The 14,830-nt window shown below is 34.1% G+C and carries 11 protein-coding genes and 1 tRNA gene; all 12 read left to right on the plus strand.

All coding sequences use genetic code 11. The annotated features are described in order from the left end of the window. The first annotated feature begins 4 nt into the window (after positions 1–4). The 12 genes from BM296_RS17030 to BM296_RS17085 all read left to right on the plus strand — a co-directional run bounded on the left by BM296_RS17030 (position 5) and on the right by BM296_RS17085 (position 14,812). Entirely contained in the window at positions 5–391 is a 387-nt protein-coding gene (locus BM296_RS17030; protein WP_027068115.1) for an ExbD/TolR family protein, read from the plus strand. Further along, positions 392–1,330, plus strand: coding sequence for an energy transducer TonB (locus BM296_RS17035; protein ID WP_091904937.1), 939 nt, complete (start codon positions 392–394; stop codon positions 1,328–1,330). After that, positions 1,327–2,538 carry a bifunctional folylpolyglutamate synthase/dihydrofolate synthase gene (locus BM296_RS17040; protein ID WP_091904940.1) on the plus strand — a complete coding sequence of 404 codons (1,212 nt, stop codon included), beginning with the start codon at positions 1,327–1,329 and terminating at the stop codon, positions 2,536–2,538. Before BM296_RS17035 ends, BM296_RS17040 begins: the two co-directional genes overlap by 4 nt. A gap of 59 nt (positions 2,539–2,597) precedes the next feature. Beyond that, positions 2,598–2,672 (plus strand) — tRNA-Val (locus tag BM296_RS17045). A gap of 905 nt (positions 2,673–3,577) precedes the next feature. Further along, positions 3,578–6,682: a SusC/RagA family TonB-linked outer membrane protein gene (locus tag BM296_RS17050; protein WP_027068112.1), complete on the plus strand. Its 3,105-nt coding sequence runs from the start codon at positions 3,578–3,580 to the stop codon at positions 6,680–6,682. 17 nt (positions 6,683–6,699) lie between these two features. Further along, positions 6,700–8,142 carry a RagB/SusD family nutrient uptake outer membrane protein gene (locus BM296_RS17055; RefSeq protein WP_091904943.1) on the plus strand — a complete coding sequence of 481 codons (1,443 nt, stop codon included), beginning with the start codon at positions 6,700–6,702 and terminating at the stop codon, positions 8,140–8,142. Positions 8,143–8,163: 21 nt separating this feature from the next. Next, positions 8,164–8,985, plus strand: coding sequence for a PKD domain-containing protein (locus BM296_RS17060; RefSeq protein ID WP_091904946.1), 822 nt, complete (start codon positions 8,164–8,166; stop codon positions 8,983–8,985). 163 nt (positions 8,986–9,148) lie between these two features. Beyond that, complete coding sequence (locus BM296_RS17065; RefSeq protein ID WP_091904949.1) at positions 9,149–10,591, plus strand: hypothetical protein; 1,443 nt, start codon at positions 9,149–9,151, stop codon at positions 10,589–10,591. Between the two features lie 9 nt (positions 10,592–10,600). Further along, complete coding sequence (locus BM296_RS17070) at positions 10,601–11,509, plus strand: polysaccharide lyase family 7 protein (protein ID WP_091904952.1); 909 nt, start codon at positions 10,601–10,603, stop codon at positions 11,507–11,509. Between the two features lie 12 nt (positions 11,510–11,521). Further along, positions 11,522–12,502 carry a polysaccharide lyase family 7 protein gene (locus BM296_RS17075; protein ID WP_245787047.1) on the plus strand — a complete coding sequence of 327 codons (981 nt, stop codon included), beginning with the start codon at positions 11,522–11,524 and terminating at the stop codon, positions 12,500–12,502. Between the two features lie 225 nt (positions 12,503–12,727). Continuing rightward, positions 12,728–13,435, plus strand: coding sequence for a FadR/GntR family transcriptional regulator (locus tag BM296_RS17080; protein WP_091904954.1), 708 nt, complete (start codon positions 12,728–12,730; stop codon positions 13,433–13,435). A 105-nt stretch (positions 13,436–13,540) separates the two neighbouring features. Beyond that, positions 13,541–14,812 (plus strand): Nramp family divalent metal transporter, encoded by a 1,272-nt coding sequence (locus BM296_RS17085; RefSeq protein WP_091904957.1) that lies wholly within the window; start codon positions 13,541–13,543, stop codon positions 14,810–14,812. Positions 14,813–14,830: the final 18 nt, after the last annotated feature.

Raw genomic sequence — 14,830 nt, forward strand, 5'->3', positions numbered from 1 at the left:
TACTATGAAATTAAAAGGAAGAAATAAGGTCAGTCCAGACTTTAGCATGTCTTCAATGACAGATATTGTATTCTTGTTATTGGTATTCTTTATGCTAACTGCAAATTCACCGAACGCTTTAGATTTGTTGCTACCAAAAGCAAAAGGAAAATCAACAAATACGCAAAACGTATCGGTAAGTATCGATAAAAATCTTCAGTATTTCGTTAATGATGAACGCATTAATGGAGAGTACATAGAAATTGAATTGAAGAAAGCTTTGGCAGGACAAGATAGTCCTACCATAATTTTAAGAGCAGAAGAAAGCGTTGCTATTAAAGAAGCTGTAAATGTTATGGACATCGCTAATAGAAATAATTATAAGGTTATTTTGGCCGTACGCCCAAATTAAATGGCATTTTTAGATACCAAACATAAAAAGAAATCATTGACACTTACCACATTGTTGTTAAGTGCACTCTTATTGGTTTTATTTTATATAGGTTTAACTTATATGGACCCTCCAGAAGAAAATGGTATTTCAGTTAATTTTGGTACTATGGAATTTGGCAGTGGTAAAGTTCAGCCAAAAGAAAAAATTCAATCAGAACCTTTAGATACACCTCCCGTTGAGCCAACTAAACAAGAAGTTGCTGAGTCGATAGAGGAGCCAATAGAAGAGGTTGAGGAGGCTGCGGCGGAGAAGGAATCGCCAGCCGAAAAATTTTTGACTCAAGAAAATGAGGAAGCTGTAAAAATCAACCAGGCAAAAGAAGCTAAAAGAAAGGCTGATGAGGCTGCTGCTGACGCAAAAAGAAAAGCAGAAGTTGCAGAAAACAAGAAAAAAGCTGAGGCAGCTAAAATTGCACAGCAAAAGAAGGACGCAGAAGATAAAGCTCGCCAAGAACAAGAAGCCAAAAAGAAGGCTTTAGATGAAATGATGGGCGGACTCAATAAATCTGACGGTACGGCTTCTGGAAGTGAAGGTGATGATAATAGAGCAGGAGATAAGGGGCAACCAGATGGTGATCCTTATGCAACTAGCTACTATGGTTCCCCAGGTGGCGGTAGTGGTACTGGTGGGTATGGACTTAATGGTCGTTCATTGGTGAATAAAGGTAAAGTACAGCAAGAATGTAACGAGTCAGGTAGGGTTGTTGTTAAGATTATTGTGGATAGAAACGGTAAGGTTATTAGTGCAGAACCTGGTGTTAGAGGTACTACAAATAATAATCCATGTTTGTTAGAGCCTGCTAAGAAGACCGCCTTTATGCATAAATGGAATTTAGATAGTAATGCTCCAAATCAACAAGTAGGTTTTGTTGTTGTTAACTTCAAATTAGGAGAGTGACCTATAAAGAGACTTTAGATTGGATGTTTGCTCAACTTCCAATGTATCAGAATAAAGGTAAAGTAGCCTTTAATTCTAAATTAGATGGCATCATATCATTTGCAGGTCATTTAGGTGAACCACACACTGAATTTAAAAGCATTCATGTTGCAGGAACCAATGGTAAGGGCTCTAGCAGTCATTTACTAGCATCTATTTTGCAAGAAGCAGGCTATAAGGTAGGCTTATATACTTCTCCACATTTAAAAGATTTTAGAGAGCGAATTCGCATCAACGGAAAAAAGATAAGCAAAAATTGGGTAGTTGATTTTATTGCTGAAAACCAGTCTTATTTTAAAACTCATAATCTTTCTTTTTTTGAAATGACCGTAGGTATGGCATTTTCTTATTTCGCTGAGGAGTTAGTGGATATTGCCATTATAGAAGTGGGTTTGGGAGGTAGGTTAGATTCCACAAATATTATTAAGCCAGAGGTAAGTTTAATTACAAATATTGGTTTAGACCATACGGATATGTTAGGCGATACAATTCCTCTTATTGCTAAAGAGAAAGCTGGAATTATTAAAACTAACGTTCCTGTGGTTATCAGTGAGTTTAATGAAGAGACTGCGCCAGTTTTTAAATCTATTGCTTATGAGCGAGGTGCTAATATTATTTTTGCAGATGATAAGGAATATCATGATTATAAAATTGGTCTACTTGGTTCTTACCAAAGGAAAAACGTCAAAGGGGTTTTAGCCGTTCTGAGTGTTTTAAAACATTTTAATGTAACCACGGTTAATATTGAAATAGGGCTGCAAAGAGTGGTGGAAAATACTAATTTAATGGGGCGTTGGCAGCAAATAGGAAATGAACCAACCATAATATGTGATACTGCTCACAATAAGGAAGGAATATCTCTTGTGTTAGATCAATTGAAAGAGCAAGATTTTAATGAGCTTCATATTGTATTAGGTTTTGTGAAGGATAAGGATATCAGTAAAATTATACCGTTATTTCCTAAAAATGCCTGTTATTATTTTTGTAAACCAAAAATATTTAGAGGTTTAGACGAAAATATTTTAGCAGACCTATTTTATCAGCTAGATTTTAAAGGTAATATTTATGAGTCTGTAAATAAGGCATTTAAAGCGGCAAAAAAAGCGGCAAAAACGAATGATTTAATTTATGTAGGCGGTAGTAATTTTGTTGTCTCAGAAGTTCTTTAAAATTTTATTGATTTTTCTTTTGTGGAATGTAAAAGTATTATATATTTGCACTCCTTTTGGGGCTCTTAGCTCAGTTGGTTCAGAGCACCTGCCTTACAAGCAGGGGGTCACTGGTTCGAATCCAGTAGGGCCCACAGGTTAGAAGGCTTTCATGAAAATGAAAGCCTTTTTTTATTTTTATATGTTTTATTACATATGATTTTCTTCTCTCTAGCACCTTTTTCCAACGATGGTTTATAGTACTTTAAATTCGATATTTTTATTAATAATATCGAAGGCTTAAATCTTCCAATTTAATCATAAGTTGAAATCAGAAATTAGGTTTAAATTAATACATCTATTTCTTTAGAATCATAACTATTTCATTAAAATGGATTATATCTTTTATCCACATACTTGAGTTTCATAACAGAATTTTAAATAAGTAAACTGTTAAAATTTATAAAATGCTAAGGATGCATTAAAATATTTGTGTAGGAATGCAGAACTTGATTTTATCGTCATGATATTCTGCATCAAACGGCTTAAAACATTAATGTTTTAAGCCGTTTTTGTTTTGTAGTTAAAATTCTTAAGATATTATCAATTGTATAAAATTTACTGTTGAATTTATAGGAAATGATAATTTTAGAGGCTGTAAATCGTCAAAGTAATTTTTTTTAACAATATAATAACATATATTTGGTAAACCAGTTTGACGAACCAATTTGGTAAACCAGTTAAAATATAATTAATAGCGATCCAGTATTAACTTAAAAATGAGACATGAAGCCTTAGAAGAAATTGCATAAAAAAAGGACGGGTGCTCGCCCATCCTTTTTAATAAAAACATTACTTCATTTCGAAGGGAAGTAATACACAAACATGTAAATATTACTATAAACACATTTCCTGTAAAAATAGGGATTTTCATTGATTTAAAATGAAAATGTGTGTATTGGTAAATTAGAGATTATGATGCGAAATAAGTACTCGCATTTTAAGTAGATCAAAAAGATGGCAAATGCCAATTCAATAGAACTAACTTAATTTAACACAGATGAATTTTAAACTGAAAATTTTTATGGTTGCGATGTTGCTGGTCAACATTCAATTATTTGCACAAGATACCTACGATCTATCGGGTACCGTAACAGATGCGAACAATGTACCGATACCTGGTGCGAACATTCTTGTAGCAAACACAACAAGAGGTACCCAAAGTGATTTTGACGGAAATTTTACCATTCAAGTAGCTAGTGGTGATATAGTACGTATTTCTTATATAGGGTATAGTACTCAAAATGTAGCTATTGTTGCTCAAAAAACTGTCACTGTTACCTTAACCGAAGACGCTAGTCAACTTGATGAAGTTGTGGTAGTTGGTTATGGTACGCAAAAGAAATCTACTATAACAGGTTCTATTTCTAAAGTAACGAATGAAACATTAGATCAAATAGCTGTTTCAAGGGTAGATGATGCATTAATAGGTCAAGTATCTGGTGTAAATATTCAAGCGACCAATGCTGAAGCCGGTGGCGCTCCAACCATTACAATAAGAGGTATTGGTTCTGTAACTGCTGACTCTGGTCCTGCATTGGTAATAGATGGGGTTGTTGTAAGTTCTGACTTCCTTGGTAATCTAGATATGAATGATGTTGAATCATTTGAAGTATTAAAAGATGCGGCTTCTGCTGCAATCTATGGTAGTGAAGGTTCTAATGGGGTAATTTTAATTACTACGAAAAGCGGTAAAGCAGGTAAGACTAAATTCAGCTATCAAACTTACACGGGTATTAAAAGTGCTCATGGTAGTGATGATTATAGAAAAAGTGTAGCTGATTGGGCTGCAATTGAATTAGATGCTACGGGTACACTTTCTAATGAAACTCAATATGCTCAATTATTGGTTAAAGCCACTGGTGTTGACAGAGATTGGCAAGATGTTTTCTTCGATGGAGGAACTATTACAAGTCATTCTTTATCTGCAAGAGGTGGTAGCGAGGATACTAAATTCAGTACATCTTTAAGATATCTTCATGATGAAGGTGTTGTTATTACTGATGATTACAAATTGTTCTCTGCTAATATGAAGGTCGATTCAAAAATCGGGGAAAAAGCAAGATTTGGTATTAGAGCTACTCCTTCTTATACTAAACAAAGAAGATTGCCTACATCGATACACAATCCTACACGTCAATCTCCTTGGTTACCAATATACCATACAGAAGAATCATTACAATTTATAAATAGAGATGTTTATCCAGATGTTGGGGTAGGAGATTACTTCTATGAAAATCATCTTGTTGAATTAGATGTAAACGGAGATGGGAATGATAGTAGACCTCGTACTTCTGGTGATTCTAACCCATACGCTCAGTATGTAGAAAGAGAGCATTTTGAGTACAATACCAAATTATTTGGTTCTACATATTTAAGTTATGAGCTTCTTGATGGGCTTACTGCTAAAACATCTTTAGGTGTAACTCTTGAGCAAAGAAAAAGAACTAGATATGATGGAGTATTAAATCATGCTAGTGGTAATTCAAGAGCTGCTTATTATTTAGCTAATAGATTTAGAACTAGAGTTATTTCTGATAATACATTAAATTATACTAAGACATTTAATGATGATCACGATCTAAATTTATTATTAGGTGCTACAATCCAAAAAAGAACATCAGAAGAAAGTATAACTACTGGTAGTGGTTTTTCAAATGACTTACTTAAGAATTTTCAAGGAGCTACATTGGTGGATCTTCCTACAGAAATCAACACAGAACTTAGAAAGTTAGGTTATTTTGCTAGAGTTAATTATGCTTATAAAGGAAAGTATTTAGTAAATGCTTCATTTAGACGTGATGGTAGTTCAGTTTTTGGAATAGATTCTAAGTGGGGTAACTTCCCGGCCGTTTCTTTAGGTTGGAATGTTGCTAAGGAAAACTTCTTATTAGATAGCGACGCGGTTAATACGTTGAAATTTAGAGCTAGTTACGGTCTTACTGGAGCAGAGAATTTTAATGTAGGTGATGATATTGTAAATGCATGGCCTTACTTAGCTTTATTGCAAAATTCTAATTCAATTGATAATGGTAGTATCGCAGCAGGTGTTTCTCCATTGAATATAGCTAATACATTATTACAGTGGGAAGCTTCTAAAGAATTAACTATTGGTTTGGATTATGGGTTTTTCGGTAACGTAGTGTCTGGTTCAATTGATTACTACAAAAGAACAAGTGATGAATTACTTTTAAATAATCCTGTTTCCTACATATCTGGATTTAATAGTGGTATAGTGAATTTAGGTGAAGTTGAAAACAGAGGTTTTGAACTTGAGTTAAGAACTAGAAACGTTTCTAACGAAAAATTCTCTTGGAATTCTACAATAATAGCTTCTACCAATGCTAATGAACTATTAAGTTTTGGTGATTCTAACAATGCCCTAATTGAGGATGATTATGGTCGAAACTCTCAATGGATTAATAGAATAGGTGAGCCTATATCTTCTTTTTGGGGTTACGTAGTTGATGAAGAAGCTTTTGATGAAACTTCTTTTAGAACAACATATGTAGATAGTCCTTGGAACAGGATCAATGGTCAGTCTGATGATACTATTGTTAAAGATTTAAATGGTGATGGCTTAATTACCGAAGAAGACAAGACTATATTAGGAAGTCCTTATCCAGATTTAGTATATAGTTTCACCAATGAGTTTAAAATTGGAGACTTTGATTTTTCTTTCATGGTTCAAGGTAGCTTAGGTGCTCAGGTTAATAATATTGGTGATCAATATTTCTACAATTGGTTTGGGAATAGAACTAGAAGTGGAGGAGAGTTAGAAGCAGTTGCTAATGGTCTTGTATCAGATGTTTCATTCATCCAAGAAAAAGTATTGACGAGTGATGTTATTGCTAGTGCAGACTACTTCTCTTTACGTAATGTAAACCTTGGCTATAACTTACCAAATGATGTAACAGATCGTATAGGTGTAGCTGGATTAAGAGTTTACGCCACAGCTCAGAATTTACTTTATATAACTGCTGATGATTATCACGGTTTTAACCCAGAACATATAGATGGTAGCAACCCAAGAGCTTATGGGTCTCAAAGAGCAGGTACGCCTATCTTTAGAACAGTAACATTCGGACTTAACGTTGATTTTTAATCTAAAAAAAACAAACAATGAAACATATAAAATATATAATTTTTGCCGTAACAGTGTCCGTTTTTGTTTCCTGTGATACTGAAGAATTTTTAAATCCATTGCCTGATACTGCGGTTGCCGTAGATGGGTTCTTTCAATCTGACGATGATGTGTTGTCTGGCGTGTATGGTATTTATGATGCTCTTCAAGGAGTAAATAGTAATACTGTGTCAAATATTGGAGATGCAAATAGAGGCGTGCAGTTTGAGCATCTTCTAACAGAACACCGTACAGATAATACTAGAAATGCAACACTTGAAGGTTCAAAGGCTGATTTTCACAGGTATGTTGTAAATGCTAATAATGTTGAGTCTGAAGATTATTATGCTTCTATGTATGAAGTTATTTTTAGAGCTAACAACATCTTAGATTTTATAGATGTTGCCGATGAAAGCAACCAGGCAAGATATACTGCCGAAGCAAAATTTTTAAGAGCTTATGCTTATTTTAAATTAGTTAGAATGTTTGGTGCCGTGCCATTAGTTACTTCAGTAGTAGGTCCTACGGATAATGAATCTCTTTTTACTAGAATTCCAGAAGCACAAGTTTACGATCAAATCATAGTTGATTTGGAAGAAGCTGCTAGTGTTTTAGATAATTCTTCAAAATCAAGAGCGTCAAAAGCGGCAGCGCAAGGTATCTTGGCAAAAGTTTATTTGTCATTGGATAGTCCCGACTACACTGCTGCACAGCAATTATGTGAGTCTATTATTAATAGTTCTAATTTTGCTTTAGAAGGTAATTTTCGTGACGTTTTTTATAATGAATTGAATGACGAAATTATTTTTGCTGTTCAATATGAAACAGGAAATAGTGCTGAAAGTCAAAGTTTTTCATCAGAATTCACTTCTTCAACACGAGCTGGTTCAGAAGATGGTCAAAACATAGTCAATGAAAATTTAGTTTTAGACTTCGCTGCATATGGCGGTAATAGAACAGCTGAATCGTATGTTACTTTTGGAACATCAAACGAAGTAATTAAATTTTTGCCTGAAGGGTCTGATATCACAACTTCACCACCTTCTTATGGTTCAAGTGCCCGTGATGCTGGAAACGATTACATTGCTCTACGTTATGCAGATGTACTTTTAATGCATGTAGAAGCGATATTGGCAGGTGGTGCATCAACAACAAGCGCTGCGGCATTAGCTTCTTTCCAAGCGGTTAGGGATAGAGCAGGGTTAACAGCAACTGTTTCTACAATTACAAAAGAAGATCTTTTAGTTGAAAGAAGAGTAGAATTAGCATTTGAGAATCAGCGTTGGTTCGATTTACTTAGGTTCGGTGTTGCTGAATCTGTTTTAAGTGCTCATTCTGCAGAAATGGGATATGTATTTGATGCAAGAAAATTGTTATTGCCTATTCCTGCAAGAGAAATAAATATAAGCGGAGGTCTTTTAACACAAAACCCGGGATATTAAATTTTAAAAACTTTTTAAACTATGAAAAATAAACAAAATATTTTCCGTAAAACAACCTTGTTGCTCTTTAGTATAGTTGTTACAAGTTCTTTTGTTGGTTGTGTTGGTTCTGATACTTTTAGAGACGATTTACCAGATTCTAACTCTAAGGTAGATACTATATTTCCAGAAGCCAATTTTGATTATACTGCAGATCAAACAGATTTTACAATAATAAATTTTACAGACCTTTCTACAGAGGCTTCGTCTTATGCGTGGGATTTTGGAGGTGGAGCTACCTCAACAGATCGCGATCCATCTTTTCAGTTTCCAGGTGAAGGAACATTCCCTGTTACCTTAGTTTCTAGCGATGGAAATGGCGAAACTTCGACTGTTACAATAAACGTTGAAGTTGTAGATGAACTAGTGGCAGCTTTTCAATGTCCAGATTTTCTATGTGATCCAAGAACACCTTGGGCAGGAGAAGATAGAGGAACAACAAGTTCTTACTCTGCAAGTTCTTCACCAACGCCACCAGAAGGAAATGGTGCTGCTAAACTAAGTAGTAGTTCAAATTTTCTTGACCAAAGTATTCGTGTGGTTGCTGGTGCAACATATGAAGTAACATTTTGGTATGTAAGTAAAACAACAGGTTCTTCTGCAGGTACACTTTTAATCGAAGATGCTGATACTGGAGATGATTTCCTCAATCAAGCTATTCCGTTAACAGACCAAGCTTCAGCATATGTGCAAACTTCATTTTCATTTACCACAGGTGATGAAACGGAGAACATGAGATTTAATATTGAATATGCAGGTACTGAATGTAGATTTTCTAAAATTAGTATCGATAGACTTAATTAACTAAAGACCTTGAAATAGTAATTTAAAAATGTGTTTGCATTTAGGTATAGCCCCATTTTTAAATTACGCATCAAGGAATCATGTATACGCTTATGCCGAGAAGACTAAGGTTTAATTACCAAAGTCATTTTAGCAGAAACTAAAAAATAAAAAATAAAATATTATGAGTTTAATAAAAAAAGGAATAAGTGCCTTGTTGTTTACTGGCCTTATTATGTCATGTGATGACGACGGGTTTGAGCCAATTGAGCCAGTTGATTCATCGGGAGGGTCTATTGAAAGTGTATTTTCAAGTTTTGATGTTTCTACCGGCGGAGATGGCACTATTGTTACAGTAAAGCCATTATCTGTTGGCGTTGATTCTTACGTAATCGATTTTGGAGATGGTAGTACTCCTGCTACTGCTCTTCAAGGAGAATCTGTAACATATGATTATCCTAATGTAGAAGCTTCGGCAGATTATACTATTACTGTAACTACAAAAGCAGCTGGTCAAAGTGATCTTACAAAAACGGAAGATATTACAGTAGAGCATACAGTACAATCTATTGATAATGCTCCTGCATCGCCAGAGTTTAAAAGATATAATTTGTTGAACATTTTTACTGATGCTAGTTCGGTTGGATCAGCAGGTACCGGTGGTAAAGCCGTGGTTTTGGAATCTGGAAATAACTTAATTGAATTTTCTAGGCTACACAGTGATACAGGAGTATTTGCATTGAGTGATGAAGTTGTTACTGCTGATGCTTTTTACAGCGAAGTGGGTTCTAACAACATTCATTTTGATGTTTATTCTGAGTTTGCGACAGGAATTGATAAGCTGAAAATAACTTTGGTAGACAGTACTAATTCTACTAGTCATGTAATTGATAATTTAGATTTAACAGATGGTGAATGGACGGGTATAGATTTGGATTTAGCTACAGATTTTTCATCTCCAGTTACTCAATTTAAAACTATTCTTTTTGAATTAGGAAGCACAGGTACAGCAAATGATCACGCAACTATAACTGTTGATAATATTTATATGTCAAGAATGACCGGTTCAACTATTTTAAATGGTGATTTTGAAGATGGTCAAGATTTCTGGAAATGGTCAACATTTACAGATGGGGAAACAAATCCTTTTGGTTCTAGTTCGGATGGTTCTAACCAAGATTATGATGGTGTTGATACAGGAAGCAAGACAAGAGGAGCAAAATGGTCTTCTAGTCAATCTGGTGGGGAGTTTAGAACTGCTAGTTCTAGATACGCATATCAAGAACTTAACTTGGTTCCTGGAGCTGATTATATTTTAGAGTATCAATATGCAATAAAAGATGATAGCGGCACTGATCCAATTGGCGGAAGAAGAGTTGTAGGATTAATTTTAGACGGACAATACGATGATGGAGCTGATGCAGTTGATAATATTGGTGACAACCTAGGATTTAATGAAGGGTTTGTAGCTGAAGGTAAATTTTCAGATACAACTGACGGTGCAGGTACATTAGTACAGATTCCATTTACAGCTAATTCTAGTGGTGAAATTGCCATTATGTTCTATGCTGTTACTCCAAAAGATGCGTTTGTAGATAATGTAAAAGTACGTTCAGTAAACCCATAATTTAATAGAATGTTGAATAACCGAAGAGAAATATTAGTATGTATAGTAATACTGTTTCTGTCTGTTAACGCTATTTCTCAAAACCAGAGAAGTAGTGTTACAGAATCGGATTTAAAAATGAAAAAATCAAGAAAAAAAAAGAAGGTCAAGCTTCCAAACATTGATTTAAGTAATTGGAAAGTGACCATACCGGAAGGAAAGGGAAAAGGAGGGGCAATTAGTGTAGAACCGCCAGCAATTTTGGATTATGCCAAAAATGAGACGTTAAAACCTTATATGTACAATGATTCTACAAAAGGAGCAATTACTTTTTATGCATATCCTACCTCTGCTACTACCGCTAATACAAAATACTCTAGATCAGAACTTAGGGAGCAATTGGTGCCTGGTGATGATAACTTTAACTGGACATTTAAGCAAGGAGGGACTTTAAAAGCAAAACTTTCTGTAGATGATGTTTCTCGGGATAAAAGTGGTAAATATCATAAGGTTATTATTTTACAGATACATGGTAGATTAACAAATGAACAACGAGATTTAATTGACCAAAAAGATAATAACGCGCCACCGGTATTAAAAATATACTGGCAAAATGGTAAAATAAGAGTCAAAACTAAAAAACTAAAAAATACCGAAGTAAATTCTATAGGAATATTGCATGAAGAAGCTTGGACAGATGATGAAGGATTTAATTTTGAACAGGAAGTAGGATTCAGAAAGTTTCAAATCGAAATAAAAGTAACCGATGGTAAATTGGTTGTTAGTTTAAACAAAACGGAATTTGCAATATATGATGACTTTAACATGAAGCGTTGGGGCATATTTGAGAATTACTTCAAAGCTGGAAATTATTTTCAAAGCAGGGATGAGGGATCTTTTGCTAAAGTTAGTTTTTACGAACTAGAAGTGGAACATTAATAGCGTTGGTAAATGACATTTAAAACTATATTTTTTAATTTAAAGAGGTTTGCAAGTGCCGGTATACTTGAATTTATGTTGGTTTTTAGCTTTTTGAGTTGTGATAGTTCCTCTGATATTATTGAAGATGAAGTTGAGCAGGAGGTTAATAAACAAGAAGAAGTGGAAGAAGAAGAGGAGATTGAAGAAGAAATTATAGTAGAGGAAGAAATTGTTAAAGTAGAAGGCGAAGATTATTTCTTGCCATATATTGATTTAAGTAATTGGAAAGTTACATTGCCAATTGGCAGTCCAGATGAAGTAGAGCCGCCGGAAATTTTAGATTATGCCACTGATGAACGATTATTTCCTTATATGTATAATGATTCTACAGATGGTTCTTTAGTATTTTATACTTCACCGGGTTCTTCAACCGCTAATTCGTCATATTCAAGAACTGAATTAAGAGAGCAAATAGTACCTGGTAGTAATAGTACAAATTGGACTTTTGCTGGGGGTGGTCGTATGAAAGGAGTATTGTCTGTTCCAGAAATTACAACCGATGTAAATGGTGAATATCATAGAACATTAGTAATGCAAATTCACGGTAGACTAACTAATGAACAGCGAGATTTAATTGGGGAAGACGATAACAATGCCCCTCCGGTATTAAAAGTATATTGGCAGAAAGGAAAAGTTAGAGTACTGACCAAAAAGCTTAAAAATGAAGATTCTACCAGCGAAGAAATATTACACACGGATGCTTGGGAAGATAATGAAGGCTATATTTTTTCAGAAGAAATAGGGTCTAGCAAATTTACCTTAGAGATTATTGCATCCAGTGGTAGGTTAGAAGTTATTTTGAATGACACAGACTCTGTAGTTTATGAAGATATCCATATGGAAAAATGGAGTGTTTTCGAGAATTATTTTAAAGCAGGTAATTATTTACAGACCTTAGATATTGGCGCATCTGCCAAAGTTAAATATTACGAATTAGAAGTAACACATTAGTGTTAAACGATTAATATACCTAGTAAAAATAAGAAAGTTGTTTGAGTTAGATTTGTTGAAATGAATTTACTGGCCTGTTATAGGTCAGTAAATTTCATAAGCATTGAAATCTAATAATTTAAAATTTGCGATGTTAAGAATAGAGTTTACTCTTGTAGTTAACGATATATTAAATCTTAACTCATGTTTTTTTGCCAACCAAGTTTCTTTTAAAGCAAGCTATATATGAAATTAGAAATCCTCACAAGGACAGAAAATCAAGAAATACATAATGAGATTATAGTACAGTTAAGAGATTTAATGAATAATAAAAATCTTGAACCTGGTGATAAACTACCGTCAGAAAGAATGCTTTCCGACAAATTCGGAGTAAGTAGAAGTAGTGTTCGAGAAGCAATTCAAAAATTAGAATTCTATGGAATTTTAATATCAAAACCTCAAAGTGGAACCTTTGTCGCAGATATAGGTCAGGTTGCTATGAACGGAATGGTCAATGATATTTTACGCTTAGAAGAACCTGATTTTAAATCATTAGTAGAAACTAGAATTCTTTTAGAACTAAAAACAGTAAGACTTGCTGCTAGAAGAAGAACTGAAAATGATCTAAAACAGTTGAAAAACGCATTGGATGCTTATCGTAAAAAAGTGGAAAACGAGGAAGATGCCGTTCAAGAAGATTTATTATTTCATTTGGCAATTGCAAAAGCAAGTGGTAATAGTACAATGAACACTTTTATGTTAATAATCACGCCCGAAATATTGACCAATTTTGAAAAGTACCATGTATGTGATAAAAATATGGCATTTAGGGGTATTCAAGAGCATCAAGATATCTTCGATGCTATTAAAGAACAGAACCCCCAACTAGCAAAAGAAAAGATGAAAGTTCATTTTAAGAACCTATATCAATATTGCTATAATTTGAAACCTTAGCAGATTACCGAATTTGTAGGTGCTAAAGTTTAACGGATGCTGTTTTTACAAAGGAGAATATAATTCTTATGTTTTCGGCAATATCCAAACCAAAAGAATACATAAATGAGTAACTCGACAAGCCCTTCAATCTGGAAAAAAATAATAGCGTTAGTATTGGCTTTTGGACCAGGTATTTTTGCAATTGGCTATACCATTGGTACCGGAAGTGTTACTTCTATGATTGTTGCTGGTAGTACTTATGGCATGCTGTTATTATGGGTATTATTACTAAGTTGTATTTTCTCGGGATTACTAATGTACGCTTATGGGAATTTTGCCTTGGTTACAGGTGAAACTGCTTTGTATGCATTTAAGAAGCATTTAAAATGGGGTAAGCTCATCGCAATTCTTATAATTCTAGGAATCTCTTTTGGTCAATGGAATTCGTTGATGGGTATTCTTGGTATTTCTGCTAATATTATTTATGAAATATTTTTAATTTACTTTCCATACATAGCAGACTTTAAATATGAAGCTGTATTAATAATTGCAATTACTGTCATAGCTGTATTTTATGGTTTGTTGATGGTCGGTAAGTATGCCTTTTTTGAAAAAATATTGGTGATATTCGTTACTATAATGGGGCTTTCTTTTATTATTTCCCTATTTATGGTTTATCCTTTACCGATAGAAGTGGTAAAAGGTTTGGTGCCAACAATACCAAAAGTTGAAGGAGGTCAAATGATGGTTGCGGCATTTGTAGGCACAACTATGGCTGCGGCAACTTTTCTTTCTAGGCCACTATTTGTAAAAGGAAAAGGTTGGACAATAAAAAACCGTAGTCAGCAAAAAAAAGATGCAATTATTGCAGCGACTCTTGTGTTTTTTATTAGTGCATCTGTAATGGCTGTGGCGTGTGGGGCATTGTTTCATCAAGGGCAACCTGTAACTAAGGTACTAGATATGGTAAATACGTTAGAACCTGTAGCAGGTAAATTTGCTTTGACTCTTTTCTTTTTTGGAACTTTAAGTGCAGGTTTATCTTCAATATTTCCTTGTTTACTAATTGCCCCAATTTTATTGGCAGACTATCAATCGGGAGAATTGGATACTAATTCAAAACAATTTAGAATTATTACGGCAATAGCATGTGTGTTTGCCTTGATTGTTCCTGTATATGGTGCAAATCCTATAGAAATGCAAATACTCTCGCAAGTGTTTAATGTATTTGTATTACCATTAGTGATTTTGGGTATTATACTTTTAATAAACAACAAAAAATTAATGATTAATTACAAAGCAACTATTTGGCTTAATATCGGATTATTTGCAGCATTATTCTTTTCATGCGTTATTTCTTATAATGGGGTTATGGCGCTATTCGACTATTTTTAATTTTATGCATTACTATTA

Source organism: Maribacter stanieri, assembly GCF_900112245.1.
GTDB classification, from domain to species: domain Bacteria; phylum Bacteroidota; class Bacteroidia; order Flavobacteriales; family Flavobacteriaceae; genus Maribacter; species Maribacter stanieri.

Bases quoted from the DNA above. Each gene is read 5' to 3' on its own strand.
- BM296_RS17075 (WP_245787047.1), top strand. From the start codon at position 11,522: ATGACATTTAAAACTATATTTTTTAATTTAAAGAGGTTTGCAAGTGCC.
- BM296_RS17060 (WP_091904946.1), top strand. From the start codon at position 8,164: ATGAAAAATAAACAAAATATTTTCCGTAAAACAACCTTGTTGCTCTTT.
- BM296_RS17050 (WP_027068112.1), top strand. From the start codon at position 3,578: ATGAATTTTAAACTGAAAATTTTTATGGTTGCGATGTTGCTGGTCAAC.
- BM296_RS17080 (WP_091904954.1), top strand. From the start codon at position 12,728: ATGAAATTAGAAATCCTCACAAGGACAGAAAATCAAGAAATACATAAT.
- BM296_RS17035 (WP_091904937.1), top strand. From the start codon at position 392: ATGGCATTTTTAGATACCAAACATAAAAAGAAATCATTGACACTTACC.
- BM296_RS17055 (WP_091904943.1), top strand. From the start codon at position 6,700: ATGAAACATATAAAATATATAATTTTTGCCGTAACAGTGTCCGTTTTT.
- BM296_RS17070 (WP_091904952.1), top strand. From the start codon at position 10,601: ATGTTGAATAACCGAAGAGAAATATTAGTATGTATAGTAATACTGTTT.
- BM296_RS17030 (WP_027068115.1), top strand. From the start codon at position 5: ATGAAATTAAAAGGAAGAAATAAGGTCAGTCCAGACTTTAGCATGTCT.
- BM296_RS17085 (WP_091904957.1), top strand. From the start codon at position 13,541: ATGAGTAACTCGACAAGCCCTTCAATCTGGAAAAAAATAATAGCGTTA.
- BM296_RS17065 (WP_091904949.1), top strand. From the start codon at position 9,149: ATGAGTTTAATAAAAAAAGGAATAAGTGCCTTGTTGTTTACTGGCCTT.